Raw genomic sequence first — 12,894 nt, 5'->3', positions numbered from 1 at the left:
TATTATGGTATTATAAGAGTAGTTAAGCCTTAGAAATAAGGCTTTTTTTATAAAATCATTGAAAAGTATATGGAGTTATTGATACAATTATTTACATATAAGATAAAAGGGGGTAAGTGTATGAAGGGTTTTTTTAGAAAAAAGTCAGTTATCATTTTTATTATAGTAATTCTTGTAATAATAGCTGTATTTGGGGTAAATTATCTAATGGATAGAAAGTCAGGAAAGTTAACAGCTAAAGAAAATCAACAGGAAATAAAATCAATTAATGAAGAGATATCAAAAGAAGATTCTAAGGAATTGAAGCCAGCAGATTATTATCCAGAAGCAGATGTTTATGATATAATGCATAGAATGGCTAATACTAAGATAATTGCAGAGAATAATAAAATTTGGGGAGAATTATCCATGGAAAAAGAAGAAATTCAAAATTTAAAAAGTATTGTAGAAAAGATAGATTATGAGGATAGAGAAAAACTGTTAGATATTTTAAATAGATGGGAAAAAGGAGATTTCTCTCAGGCAGATAAGGATCATAATTATGTATGGGAAAAGTTAGGTGGAACTATAGGACGAGCTGTAGGTATAAAAGCTGATTAAAAGGTATAGAATTTTTATTCTATACCTTTTAATATTTTTTCACTAATATGGCTAGAATACAAAGGCAGATTAGAATTTTAATTATATATTTAGATTAAATTTTATGTTAATTTCATATAAAATGTTTATAAAAGTTATTAGCTAGATGCAAGCTAATGAAAGTATAGATTAAATTTGATATAATAATTAGTAATTAGGAATTATTATATTAACAATAGTTAAGAAAGAGTGAAGATAAATGAATAAAAAAAGTCATCAAACAAAGTGGAGACGATTAGATAATACAGCAAAAATATTTCCTGTCATTGCTAATGAAAACTTAAGTAATGTATTTAGAGTGTCTGTCACTTTGAAGGGAGATGTAGTACCAGAAATTTTACAGCAAGCATTAGAAGAGGTACTTCCATGGTTTGATGGATTTAACGTAAGGCTTAGAAGAGGTTTTTTTTGGTATTACTTTGAAACTAATAAAAAAATGCCCATAGTAGAAAAAGAAGCTACCTACCCATGTAAGTATATAGACCCACGTAGTAATCAGCAATTTTTATTTCGTGTATCTTACTATGAAAAAAGAATTAACTTAGAGGTTTTTCATGCCATTACAGATGGAATGGGTGCTATTAACTTTTTAAAGGAACTTACTTATCACTATGTAGAACTACTTAAAATCAAGGATTCCTCTAAAAAAGTTACAAGGAGACCCAGTAGTGAATGCATACTTGATACTGAGGATAGTTATTTAAAAAATTATAAGAGGTTAGCTGAGAAACCATATAGTACTAAAAAGGCTTATCAGTTAAAGGGCGAAGTACTATATCTAGATACAATAAGTGTTATTCATGGTTATGTTGACCTAGCAGGACTTAAATCAAAATGTAAAGAAAAAGGAGTAAGTATAACTAGATACTTATTGGCGTTATTGATATGGTGTATTTATGAGGAATACTTAAATAAGCAAAAATATGAAGACCCTATATCAATTAATTTACCTATTAATCTTAGATCTTTCTTTGATTCTACAACTACTATGAACTTCTTTGCTGTAACAGCTATAGAATTTTTATCTGATGGAAAAGAGCATAGTTTTGAGGATATTCTTTTTATGGTAAATAAACAGATGGATGAAAATATAACTAAAGAGAAGCTAGAAGAAACTATTTCTTATAATGTATCCAACGAGAAAAAACCTTTAGTTAGATTTGCTCCACTAGTCCTTAAGTATATTGCATTACAGTTAGTTTACGGAAGAATAAGTAGGGGAAATACTATGACTCTATCTAACTTAGGATATATAAAGGTTCTCCCAGAATTTGAGGAGTACATAGAGAACTTTCATTTTATTATAGGTGTATCTAAAAAACAAAAAATGAAGTGTGGAGTATGCTCTTATAAAGATAAAGTGGTAGTGACTTTTTCTTCAGTGTTAGGAGATACATATTTGCAAAGAGCTTTCTTTAGAGCTTTAACTAAAGAAGGAATTGGTGTAACAATAGAAAGTAATGGTGTATTAAATGAAAAGGTGTAGAAGATGTCAAGTAAACATATTGGATGAAACACATACTTGCCCTCTATGCAGGAGAGTATTAGAGTATGATGAAATGAATGAAGAATCCACAAGAATGTATCCTAATGTTGAGTTTGATATAGGTAAATATAACAAAATAAAAAGAATTTTTTTGTTTATATTAACTGTAGTTTCTGTAGTTTTAGGTTTTATTAATTATATTACCTACTCAGGAGTTATATGGTCTTTAATTGCGGTGGTTGGAATTATATATTTTGGAGTTACAGTTACCTATTCCATTATGAATAATGCTAATTTGGCTTCTAAAATATTAGTTCAAACCATAGGAGCTGGAATACTAGTTGTAGTCATTGATAATGTTACAGGATACATTGGATGGTCTGTGAACTATGCAGTCCCTGCAATGATACTATTTGCTAATTTAGCAATTGTGCTTCTTATGATAGTTAATCCCATGAATTGGCAAAGTTATTTTATGTATCAAATTGCTATTACTATTTTTAGCTTTATTCCTTTGATACTATTTTGGGTAAAATTAATAGATAGACCGTTTTTAGCTATTTTAACTAGTGGAATTTCAATTCTTATTTTAATTGGTACCATAGTTTTTGGGGATAGAAGCGTAAAAAATGAATTAATTCGCAGATTTAATACCTAGGAGAGAGAAGATGAAAGAGAAAAAGATTAGTATTCGTGGAAATTTAGTTAGAGAATTAATTAATAATATTACAGATACTTCCTTGGGGGAACCAATTCAAACAGGGAAATTTAGAAAGCATCCTGTAGAACCACCTTGGAAGTGTCCTAATGGATATTTATATGAAAAAATAGAGTTAGATAATTTTGTTATGGAATACTTAAAGCCAGAAGAAAAATCTAACGGAAAAGTAATTCTGCAACTTCATGGTGGAGGCTACATTGGTCCCATGAAAAATGTGTATAGAAGATTTGCAGTAAATTATTCAGAACTAGGTAAAAGTACAGAGGTTTTAACTATTGATTATAGAGTAGCTCCAGAGAATCCATTTCCGGCAGCATTAGAAGATGCAATAGCTGCTTATCAGTGGCTTATAGAAGAAAAAAATTATGAATCAAAGAAAATCATGGTAGTAGGAGATTCTGCTGGAGGAGGATTAGCATTAGCACTGTGTCTTTACCTAAGGGATAATGAAATTTCTCTTCCGGCAGGAATTGTAGTTATGTCACCTTGGAATGATTTGACTCATAGTGGTACAAGTTATATAGAAAATTATGAGATTGATCCTCTTTTTGGTAAGACTACAAACAATATGCTATATGATTCAGCATATGTAGGAGATAATAATCCTCATAACCCATATATATCACCGGTATATGGAGATTTTACAGGATTTCCACCAATGCTTATGCAAGTGGGAACCCATGAAGTACTTTTAAGTGATACTCTTACCGTGGCAGAGAAGGCAAGAAATGAAAAGGTTAAAGTTAAATTGTCTGTTTATGAAGGTATGTTTCATGTGTTTCAAATGGCAGGAGATTTAATTCCGGAAAGTAAAGCGGCATGGAAGGAAGTTGGAACTTTTATAAATAAAATTTGGAAAACTAAATAGTGATAATAGATTTAACTATTTTGGGGAAGGGGAATAAATCATTGAATATTATTACTGTAAACAATGAAAATATTGAAAAGGAACATATTTGCTGTGCTATTGCTGATAAGAAAGGTGAATGCCAAGTGTCATCGAAGAAAGCATGGATGAAGGCTAGGTTCGCTGATGGATTGGTATTCAAAAAAGGTGATGTAAGAGGTAAAGTTTTTATTGAGTATATACCTGCAGAGAAAGCTTGGTGTCCTATTATTGCAGAAGAGTACATGTTCATTAATTGTCTTTGGGTATCTGGTCAATATAAGGGTCAAGGGATTTCGAATAAATTATTAAATGAATGTATTATATATAGTAAAAACAAAGGAAAAAAGGGATTAGTAATCCTATCTTCAGATAAAAAAAGATCCTATTTAACAGATAAAAAATATCTGATTCATAAGGGGTTCTTAATTGCAGATAGAGCAGAGCCTTATTATGAACTGTTATATTTACCTTTTAAAGATGGAGAAAGTAAACCTTCATTTAAGTCATGTGCAAAGGAAGGTAAAATAGATGAAATGGGATTTGTACTTTATTATAGTAATCAATGTCCTTTTACAGCTAAGTATGTGCCTCTTGTTGAGGAAATTGCTAAAAGTATGAATATTAATATGCAGGTTAAGAAATATGAAACTAAAGAAGAAGCTCAAAATTCACCAACACCATTTACTACCTATAGTTTATTTTATAATGGAGAATTTATTACAAATGATATCTTAAGTGAGAAAAAATTTATTAAAATATTAGAAGAAAATCAAGATTACAGTAAAGTAGAGGTATAGAATAAATGGCATTAAGAAAAATTAGACTTTCAAATGATGAGATATTAAGAAAAAAAAGCAAAGTGGTTGAAAAGGTAGATGATAGAATTAGATTAATCTTAAATGATATGGCAGATACTATGTACAATACAGAAAATGGTGGTGGCTTAGCTGCTCCACAGATAGGAATATTAAAAAGATTAGTTGTAATGGATATGGGACAAGGATTGATAAAATTAGTTAATCCAAAGATAATCTACAAAGAAGGGGAACAAAATGTGGTAGAGGGTTGCTTAAGTATACCAGATACTTGGGGAAAACTAAAAAGACCAGCAAAGGTTATAGTGCAAGCCTTAGATGAAAATGGTGAGGAGGTTACATTTACCGGTACAGGTGACTTAGCAAAATGTTTCTGTCATGAGATTGATCACTTAGATGGAATACTCTTTACGGATCTTGTAACAGAATACATTAGGTAATTATCTTTTAAAATAAAAGTATCCTATACTATTTAAAGAATAATATAGGATGCTTTTTTAAATTATGTTATATAAAAATTATAATAGCCTTGAATGCGTTGAATGTGCAAATTAATTTATGTAAAATAAAGAATATTATAACAATATATTTTATTATGATATATAATTAAATAGATGTTTTATGGTAAAGAGAGGTACTTAATGGTGGATGAGCAAAATATACAGAATGAAATGATAAGTAAAGAAAAGTTAATAGAGTTTGTTGCTCCTTATTATAAAAATAAAGATATAATGCATGGCTTATCACATATTGAAAGAGTTCTAAAATATGTTGAAAGATTAGTGAAGAGCATTGATTATAAAGTTGATATGGATATTTTATTATATGGTGCATACTTTCATGGCTTTATATATAATAGTGAGAAAAATATAATTCAATGGTTACAGTCACAGAATATGTCTCAGAGTATGATAAAGAAAATTATTAATGCTTCAATAGAATCACAAAAGGATGAGGAAGCTATCACTATAGAAGGAAAAATTCTTCATGATGCACACATGATAGAAGGTGGAAAAACATATTTAATTGTTAAATCACTTATAACAGGGTCAGTTAGAGGACAAACATTAGAAGAAACGATTAAATATATAGAAGATAATATACTTGGTAAGGGTACTTGTTATTTGCCAAAAGCAAAAAAGATCTATCGGGAGCAACAAGAGTTTGCTAAGGCTTTTATTTATGATTTAAAGGTGGGTTTAAAGTGATAATTACATTGGGAGGTTTTTAATTTGAATTTTGAAGTTGTTTTAAGAGAAAAGTACTTAGAAAATCCCTGCTCACTTCAGCCAACGGCGTTATGGAAAACCATAAAGATGACTTCTGATTTTAAAAAGGAAATTAAAGTTAATAATAATGAAATTGTAAATCTTATTATAGAAAATGTGGATTTCAAGGAAATGATATTTGACATATTTTAAGAAGAAAATTATAGATAAGGCTTATTTTCAAAATTAATGAATCTTTAGTACAGGTGCTTTTATATAGCAAAATTCCTGAAACCCGCATGAATAGAACAACTATTTAACTATTTACCTATTTAACTAGTTTCATAGTTAAATAGTAGAAATTTTAAATAGTTAGGAGAATATTTATGTATAATATACGCTATGCTACTATTGATGATGCAAAAATACTAGGAGAAATTAATATTGGTAAGGAGCTAAAAGAGTATCGTTATGTAAAAGAAATTGAACAATTAAAGGTGGTGACTTTTAGGCAATGAGCCTAAAAGTAAATTATGACAATTCATAGAGAAAAAGTAAATTCTAGAGGTGAGACCTTGGAAAAATTTTTAGAAAGGTATAATCCTGAGAAATATAAGAAACCTGCAGTGACGGTGGATACTTTAATATTTACTGAGAAAAAGGTGCATGAAGAAAAAAATCAACTACAAATATTGCTAGTGAAGAGAAAAGATCACCCTTGTATAGGTAAGTGGGCAATTCCTGGAGGGTTTGTGAATATGGATGAAGATATAGAGGCGGCAGCTCTTAGGGAATTGAAAGAAGAAACTAATGTGGATGATGTTTATCTAGAGCAACTATATACCTTTGGAGACGTAGGAAGAGACCCACGAGATAGGATTATAAGTGTTTCATATGTTGCATTAGTAGATTATGATAAATTAAAACCTAAGGCTGGAGATGATGCAGCAGAGGTGGCTTGGTTTAGAGTTGAAAAAAACTTATTATACTCTAGTCAGGAAGAAGGTACCTACAGACTAATTTTTTATAATGAAGAAAGAAAAATAAAAATAGAATATTTAGTATTAGAAAAGAGTGTTAAAAAAGGAAGTGGTAGAAGCAGAGAAGTATATATAAAACCTTCAATGGAAAATACAGACTTATTAGCTTTTGACCATGAAAAAATGATTAATTTAGCTATTAACAAGTTAAATATTCTTAGGTAAACTAATACACTTATATTTTAAAATTGTTAAGCAAATGAGGAAATAATCTTTGTTTGTAACACTTATTACAGCAATTTATAGTGCCATGTGATATTATATTACAAAATGAAGAAATAAAGGATAAGTAAGGAATGGTGAAGTCTTATGGATGAAAAATGGATTAATCAGTTAATGACCATTGAATTATTTAAAGATATTGAAAAAGAAGAACTTAAAAGTGTATTAAGCTGTTTAAAGTCTAGCATAAAAACCTATAAAAAAAGAGATATAATAACTATTGAAAAAGACAAATTAACTGGGATAGGAGTAGTTTTGGAGGGTGAAGTAAGTGTTAGTAAGGAAACTTTAGATGGGGATAGAGTTATGATGTCAAGAGTAAAAAGAGGAGATTTATTTGGAGAGATAGATGCTTTTTCTAAGGATGGATGGCTTTCAACTGTAGAGGCATATACTGATTGTACTATCCTATTTTTGCACCCAGATAAGATTGTAGGAGTATGCAATAAAGCCTGTGAAGGACATAAAAATTTAATACAGAATATGTTACAAATAGTAGCTAAAAAAGCTCTTAGTTTAAATGAAAAGGTAGAAATTCTTTCATTAAAAAGTATAAGAAAAAAAATTAGCACATACTTGATTCAGCAATATAGTATTAATAACAGTCTTACCTTTGATATACCTTTAAAGAGAAATGAATTAGCTGAATATATACTTGTATCTAGACCTTCCCTTTCAAGAGAATTAATAAATATGAAGGAAGAAGGAATTATAGATTTTCACAGAAGCTCCTTTAGAATAATTGATCTAAAAGGTTTAAGAGAATGTCTAGGATAGCGAGTTATTCAAGAGAGGCTTTCTCAAAATAGAAAAATCTATTTTGAGAAAGCCTCTTTTGATAAATCTATAAATAATCATAAAATTTACAAATATCTAACAATGGTATCCTGAGATACCGAAATTAAGTGTGAAATTACATATTATATTAATATAGATTAAAAAAACCAATTGAAACAAAATTTAAAAGGAGGTTTTTAAATGAGTATGTTTTGTTATCAATGTCAAGAAACTGCAAAAGGTACAGGCTGTACAATAAGAGGTGTATGTGGAAAGACAGAGAAGGTTGCTAACTTACAAGATTTAATGATTTATTCACTAAAGGGAATTGCTATTTTTCAGCAAAAAGGATTAGAAAAAGGTATAAGATTTCCTAAAGCTAATCATTTTATAGTAAGTGGATTATTTATGACTATTACAAATGCTAATTTTGATGATTCTGCATTTGTTGAAAAAATAAAGGAAGCTATAGAACTTAGAGAAGAAGTTAAGAAAGAATTACTGGATAAAGGAATAAATTTAGGAGAATTACATGATGCTGCTACTTTTGTAGTACAAGGTGATTTAGAGCTTTTAGAAAAATCAAAGGCTATTGAAGTTGGAATATTAGCTACTGAAAATGAAGATGTACGTTCTCTTAGAGAATTAATTATTTATGGTGTAAAAGGTATGGCAGCATATGCTGAACATGCATTAAATTTAGGAAAAGAAAATGAAGAAGTTTATGATTTTATGGTAAAGGCATTAGTAGCTACATTAGATAATACATTAAGTGCAGATGAACTAGTTGCCCTTACTTTAGAAACAGGTAAATTTGGTGTGGATACTATGGCAATGCTAGATGCTGCCAATACAGGTGCTTATGGAAATCCAGAAATTACTGAAGTAAATATAGGAGTTAGAAATAATCCTGCTATATTGATATCAGGACATGATTTAAAGGATTTAGAAGAGCTTTTAGAACAAACAAAAGATACAGGAGTAGATGTTTATACTCATGGTGAAATGTTACCAGCTCACTATTATCCATTCTTTAAGAAATATTCTAATTTTGTAGGTAACTATGGTAATGCTTGGTGGAAACAAACTGAAGAATTTGAACCTTTTAATGGGCCAATACTGTTTACAACAAATTGTATAGTACCACCAAAGGAAAGTTATGCAGATAGAGTTTATACTACAGGTGCTACTGGATATCCAGGATTTAAATATATTAAAGATAGAAAAGATGGAAAAGCTAAAGACTTTAGTGAAATTATAGAACATGCTAAAAAATTACCATCACCTAAAGAAATTGAAAAGGGTAAAATAGTAGGTGGTTTTGCTCATGCACAAGTATTTGCTTTAGCAGATAAGGTAGTAGAAGCTGTTAAATCTGGTGCTATTAAGAAGTTCTTTGTTATGGCTGGTTGTGATGGAAGAATGAAATCAAGAAATTATTATACAGAGTTTGCAGAAAAATTACCAAAAGATACAGTAATATTAACTGCAGGATGTGCTAAATATCGTTATAATAAATTAAATCTTGGCGATATAGGCGGAATTCCAAGGGTTTTAGATGCAGGACAGTGTAATGATTCTTACTCATTAGCTGTAATAGCTTTAAAACTAAAAGAAATATTTGAACTAAATGATGTAAATGAACTTCCTATAGCTTATAACATAGCTTGGTATGAACAGAAAGCTGTAATAGTACTTCTAGCATTACTTTATTTAGGAGTAAAAAATATTCATCTAGGACCAACACTTCCAGGATTCTTATCACCAAATGTAGCAAAAGTATTAGTAGAGAATTTTGGAATAGCAGGCATAGGAACTGTGGATGAAGATTTAGAAATGTTTCTAGGATAATATATGCCCCTAATTTACCCCTAATATATTTATCCTTAACATATAAATATTTCAGTGAAAATAAGGGTATTGACTTTATATATTAAGTTAATACCTTTATTTTTGTATATAAATTAATCTATATAAGTGAAATAATAATATAGAAATATATTCTAGTGTAATATATAATTAAAGTTAAATAATCTTGCAGAAGAGGACAAGAACTGCAAGGTTTAATGCTTTATAACTTGATATACTTTTATTAAAGGAGGGATAGATATGGAACTTTTAGATAAAATGAATAGAGCCATTGAGTATATGGAAAGTAATATAACTAATAGAATTGATTATGAGAAAGTAGCTAATGAAATTGGGTATTCAGTGCATCACTTTCAAAGAATGTTTTCTTTTATTACTGAGATTTCAATGGTAGAGTATGTTAGACGTAGAAGGATGACTATGGCTGCTTTTGAACTGCAAAACAGCTCTATGAAGGTTATCGATATTGCACTAAAGTATGGGTATGAATCACCAGAGGCTTTTGCCCGCGCATTTCAGAATTTGCATGGCATAACTCCTACAACAGCAAGAAATAAGGGAATAAGTCTAAAAGCATATCCACGTATATCCTTTCAAATTTCTATTAAAGGAGTAAGTGAAATGAAGTATAGAATTGAAACAAGAGAAGCTTTTCAAGTTTATGGCATTGAAAGAATATTTGACACGAATTATGATGAGAATTTAAGAGAGATACCCAACTTTTGGGATGAAGTATTAAGTAATGGGGAATGTGACAAATTAGCTGAATCTACAGGTAACTTAAACAATCAAGGAGAGTTATGTCCAGTAAATGCAATATGCGATTATAGGAAAACTGGTGGAACTACTTTCCCATATATGATATGTGCTTTAAAGAGTGATAAAAGTGATACCACAGGTTATAAAATAGTAGAGATTCCATCAGCCACGTGGGCGATTTTTACTTCAGAGGAATATGATATTGATGATATTAGTACTGCTTTTCAAGATTTAAATAAGAGGGCACACACTGAATGGCTACCTACATCAACTTATAATAAATTAGAAGGTTATGATTTAGAAATGTATTATGAAAAAGAGAGTGGTAAAGGCTATTGTGAATCTTGGATTAGAGTAGAGTCTAAAACTGAATAAGGATATATAAATAAGGATCAGCTATAAATTTATAGCTGATCCTTATTTATTATACTAAAAGTTCTTCCATATTCCATATCTGAGTTGCTAAATCTTTATAGAAATCAACTTCATGGCAAACTAAAAGGAGAGTACCCTTAAAATCAATAAGAGCTTTTTTTAGTTCAGCCTTAGAGATAGCATCTAAATGGTTAGTTGGCTCATCAAGTAAAAGCCAATTTGTTGGAGTTAAGGTAAGTTTGCAAAGTCTAACCTTTGATTGTTCTCCGCCACTTAAAGTTTTTAGTTTTTGGTTCATATGCTCATTTTTAATACCACAACGACCAAGGGCTGCTCTTATTTCACTCTGAGATTTTTTAGGAAAAGAATCCCAAACTTCCTCAAGAGGAGTATGGTCTGAACCATGAACCTGTTGCTCAAAGTAAGCTGGGTACAGATAATCTCCAAGCTTTATATCACCATCTATTGGAGGTATTACTCCCATTATGGTCTTTAAAAATGTGGATTTACCTATGCCATTACAACCTGTAATGGCAATTTTTTCACCTCTTTTTAAAGTAAGATCAAGATTTTTTATAAGTGGATAGCTATAGCCAATGGTTAGACTAGAGCTTTTCATCACAAGGGAAGCAGAGGTTCTTTTAAAATTAAAGGAAAAACTAGGTTTAGGTGAAATTATTTTTGGTTTTTCTAGTTTTTCAATTTTATCAAGAGCCTTTTGTCTACCCTTAGCCATTTTTGCAGTAGAAGCACGAACTTTATTTTTATCAATAAAGTTCTGAAGCTTTTGAATTTCCTTTTGTTGAGCAGTATATTCAGCTATATATCTTTTTCTTTCCTCATCTTGTAGTTTTAAGAAGTTATCATAATTTCCCATATACCTTTTTATAGAGGAAAACTCTAGATTAAAAATTACATTTGTAATATTGTTTAAAAAGCTAGTGTCGTGGGATATGACCACAAAAGCATTTTCATAGTCATGTAGATATTTAGATAACCACTCTATATGCTCTTTATCTAGATAATTAGTAGGCTCATCTAAAAGTAATATATCAGGAGCTTCAAGAAGTAGTTTTGCTAGCATAACCTTAGTTTTTTGACCTCCACTTAAATTTTTAAAGGGAGTATTCATACCAAGGGCAGTTATACCAAGCCCTTTACACATAGTTTCAATATGCTTTTCAATATTATAAAACTCACTAGAATCCAGCCTATCTTGAAGATGACCTAATTTATTGATTAATTTATCATAGTCATCTACATCTCCGGTAGCTAACTTATTACTTATGAGTAAGATCTTTTCTTCTAATTCATAAAGATTTCTATAGGCTTCCCTTAAAACTTCTTTTATGGTTAAGTTTTCATTTATATCAGAATTTTGTTTAAGATATCCAATCTTACAGGAAGAAGCTTTAGTAAAAGTACCTTCATCGCAGATTAATTTTTCAGTTAAGATGTTAAACAGGGTAGTCTTACCAGCACCATTAACTCCAACAAGACCAGCGTGTTCGCCCTTTAGTAGTCTAAGGGACATATTTTTAAAAATAGTTTTATCTCCAAAACTAAAGCTTATATTTTCAATATTTAATATACTCATGTCTTTATACCTCCGTAAAATAAAAAAGGAAAGAGGCTTTGCTCTTTCCTTAAAATTCATGTAAATTAATGCAATGAAAATTATATTCTAAATCATAGTAGAGTAAAAAATTAGTTCTCATATTAGCTATAACAAAATAATAGTGTAGTGATACTAATTTAAATTTTATATGATTTAGAGTATGAAAAAAGAGTCTTATCCTGTAAAAGATAATTCTATTCAAATGCTTAGGTAAAAAAGGGCGCAGTTATCCCGTTATTAACCTAAAACACTTACAAGAACTACCATTTTACACAATTCGACTCAACCTCTTTCTTTGCATTAATTTATTTTAAATATAATAATATTCAATATATTTATTATTACATATATACATAAATATTATACCATAGTAGTTGAAAAAGTAAATACAGTAATAAAATAACTTTTACTTTTAAACATGCCTTCATACTAATCCTAGTAAAGAGTTTGTAATTAAGAGAATGAAGTGAGAAGTA

Annotated in this window: 14 protein-coding genes; 13 read left to right on the top strand and 1 reads right to left on the bottom strand. The window is 29.7% G+C overall.

All coding sequences use genetic code 11. The annotated features are described in order from the left end of the window. Positions 1 to 120: 120 nt before the first annotated feature. The 13 genes from B3086_RS08445 to B3086_RS08385 all read left to right on the top strand — a co-directional run bounded on the left by B3086_RS08445 (position 121) and on the right by B3086_RS08385 (position 10,800). Entirely contained in the window at positions 121 to 600 is a 480-nt protein-coding gene (locus B3086_RS08445) for a DUF6241 domain-containing protein (RefSeq protein WP_346893191.1), read from the top strand. Positions 601 to 838: 238 nt separating this feature from the next. Further along, positions 839 to 2,125, top strand: a complete 1,287-nt coding sequence (locus B3086_RS08440; protein ID WP_346893189.1) for a hypothetical protein — start codon at positions 839 to 841, stop codon at positions 2,123 to 2,125. Beyond that, positions 2,112 to 2,783, top strand: a complete 672-nt coding sequence (locus B3086_RS08435) for a DUF6320 domain-containing protein (protein WP_035129438.1) — start codon at positions 2,112 to 2,114, stop codon at positions 2,781 to 2,783. The genes B3086_RS08440 and B3086_RS08435 overlap by 14 nt, the downstream gene beginning before the upstream one ends. Positions 2,784 to 2,793: 10 nt before the next feature. Next, the gene (locus B3086_RS08430; protein ID WP_346848008.1) at positions 2,794 to 3,714 is read left to right on the top strand and encodes an alpha/beta hydrolase; all 921 of its coding nucleotides are present in this window, start codon (positions 2,794 to 2,796) and stop codon (positions 3,712 to 3,714) included. Positions 3,715 to 3,755: 41 nt separating this feature from the next. After that, a complete protein-coding gene (locus B3086_RS08425) occupies positions 3,756 to 4,532 on the top strand; it encodes a GNAT family N-acetyltransferase (RefSeq protein ID WP_346848009.1) in 777 nt (258 codons plus the stop codon). A 5-nt stretch (positions 4,533 to 4,537) separates the two neighbouring features. Then, positions 4,538 to 4,990, top strand: coding sequence for a peptide deformylase (gene def / locus B3086_RS08420; protein ID WP_346848010.1), 453 nt, complete (start codon positions 4,538 to 4,540; stop codon positions 4,988 to 4,990). Positions 4,991 to 5,191: 201 nt separating this feature from the next. Next, a complete protein-coding gene (locus B3086_RS08415; RefSeq protein ID WP_346848011.1) occupies positions 5,192 to 5,758 on the top strand; it encodes a hypothetical protein in 567 nt (188 codons plus the stop codon). A 24-nt stretch (positions 5,759 to 5,782) separates the two neighbouring features. Continuing rightward, positions 5,783 to 5,971 (top strand): hypothetical protein, encoded by a 189-nt coding sequence (locus B3086_RS08410; protein WP_346848012.1) that lies wholly within the window; start codon positions 5,783 to 5,785, stop codon positions 5,969 to 5,971. 173 nt (positions 5,972 to 6,144) lie between these two features. After that, positions 6,145 to 6,276, top strand: coding sequence for a hypothetical protein (locus B3086_RS08405; RefSeq protein ID WP_346848013.1), 132 nt, complete (start codon positions 6,145 to 6,147; stop codon positions 6,274 to 6,276). A 15-nt stretch (positions 6,277 to 6,291) separates the two neighbouring features. Continuing rightward, positions 6,292 to 6,963: an NUDIX hydrolase gene (locus tag B3086_RS08400; protein ID WP_346848014.1), complete on the top strand. Its 672-nt coding sequence runs from the start codon at positions 6,292 to 6,294 to the stop codon at positions 6,961 to 6,963. A gap of 144 nt (positions 6,964 to 7,107) precedes the next feature. Next, positions 7,108 to 7,797, top strand: coding sequence for a Crp/Fnr family transcriptional regulator (locus tag B3086_RS08395; RefSeq protein ID WP_346848015.1), 690 nt, complete (start codon positions 7,108 to 7,110; stop codon positions 7,795 to 7,797). Between the two features lie 201 nt (positions 7,798 to 7,998). Beyond that, a complete protein-coding gene (hcp, locus tag B3086_RS08390; protein ID WP_346848016.1) occupies positions 7,999 to 9,648 on the top strand; it encodes a hydroxylamine reductase in 1,650 nt (549 codons plus the stop codon). Positions 9,649 to 9,906: 258 nt separating this feature from the next. Next, entirely contained in the window at positions 9,907 to 10,800 is an 894-nt protein-coding gene (locus B3086_RS08385; protein WP_346848017.1) for an AraC family transcriptional regulator, read from the top strand. 49 nt (positions 10,801 to 10,849) lie between these two features. Here the strand turns inward: B3086_RS08385 and B3086_RS08380 are convergent, their stop codons facing one another. Continuing rightward, on the bottom strand, positions 10,850 to 12,397 hold the full coding sequence (locus tag B3086_RS08380) for an ABC-F family ATP-binding cassette domain-containing protein (RefSeq protein ID WP_346893186.1): 1,548 nt from the start codon (positions 12,395 to 12,397) through the stop codon (positions 10,850 to 10,852). Between the last annotated feature and the right edge of the window lie 497 nt (positions 12,398 to 12,894).

It is taken from the genome of Clostridium sp. UBA871 (genome assembly GCF_002295255.1).
Taxonomy (GTDB): domain Bacteria; phylum Bacillota; class Clostridia; order Clostridiales; family Clostridiaceae; genus Clostridium_J; species Clostridium_J sulfidigenes.
Note: the sequence above shows the minus strand (reverse complement) of the source record. Positions and strands in the feature narration are given on the sequence as shown.

What these genes read in the sequence shown, in the direction of transcription:
- B3086_RS08445 (WP_346893191.1), top strand. Translation starts at nt 121, where the DNA reads ATGAAGGGTTTTTTTAGAAAAAAGTCAGTTATCATTTTTATTATAGTA.
- B3086_RS08440 (WP_346893189.1), top strand. Translation starts at nt 839, where the DNA reads ATGAATAAAAAAAGTCATCAAACAAAGTGGAGACGATTAGATAATACA.
- B3086_RS08435 (WP_035129438.1), top strand. Translation starts at nt 2,112, where the DNA reads ATGAAAAGGTGTAGAAGATGTCAAGTAAACATATTGGATGAAACACAT.
- B3086_RS08430 (WP_346848008.1), top strand. Translation starts at nt 2,794, where the DNA reads ATGAAAGAGAAAAAGATTAGTATTCGTGGAAATTTAGTTAGAGAATTA.
- def (WP_346848010.1), top strand. Translation starts at nt 4,538, where the DNA reads ATGGCATTAAGAAAAATTAGACTTTCAAATGATGAGATATTAAGAAAA.
- B3086_RS08415 (WP_346848011.1), top strand. Translation starts at nt 5,192, where the DNA reads ATGGTGGATGAGCAAAATATACAGAATGAAATGATAAGTAAAGAAAAG.
- B3086_RS08405 (WP_346848013.1), top strand. Translation starts at nt 6,145, where the DNA reads ATGTATAATATACGCTATGCTACTATTGATGATGCAAAAATACTAGGA.
- B3086_RS08400 (WP_346848014.1), top strand. Translation starts at nt 6,292, where the DNA reads ATGACAATTCATAGAGAAAAAGTAAATTCTAGAGGTGAGACCTTGGAA.
- B3086_RS08395 (WP_346848015.1), top strand. Translation starts at nt 7,108, where the DNA reads ATGGATGAAAAATGGATTAATCAGTTAATGACCATTGAATTATTTAAA.
- hcp (WP_346848016.1), top strand. Translation starts at nt 7,999, where the DNA reads ATGAGTATGTTTTGTTATCAATGTCAAGAAACTGCAAAAGGTACAGGC.
- B3086_RS08385 (WP_346848017.1), top strand. Translation starts at nt 9,907, where the DNA reads ATGGAACTTTTAGATAAAATGAATAGAGCCATTGAGTATATGGAAAGT.
- B3086_RS08380 (WP_346893186.1), bottom strand. Translation starts at nt 12,397, where the DNA reads ATGAGTATATTAAATATTGAAAATATAAGCTTTAGTTTTGGAGATAAA.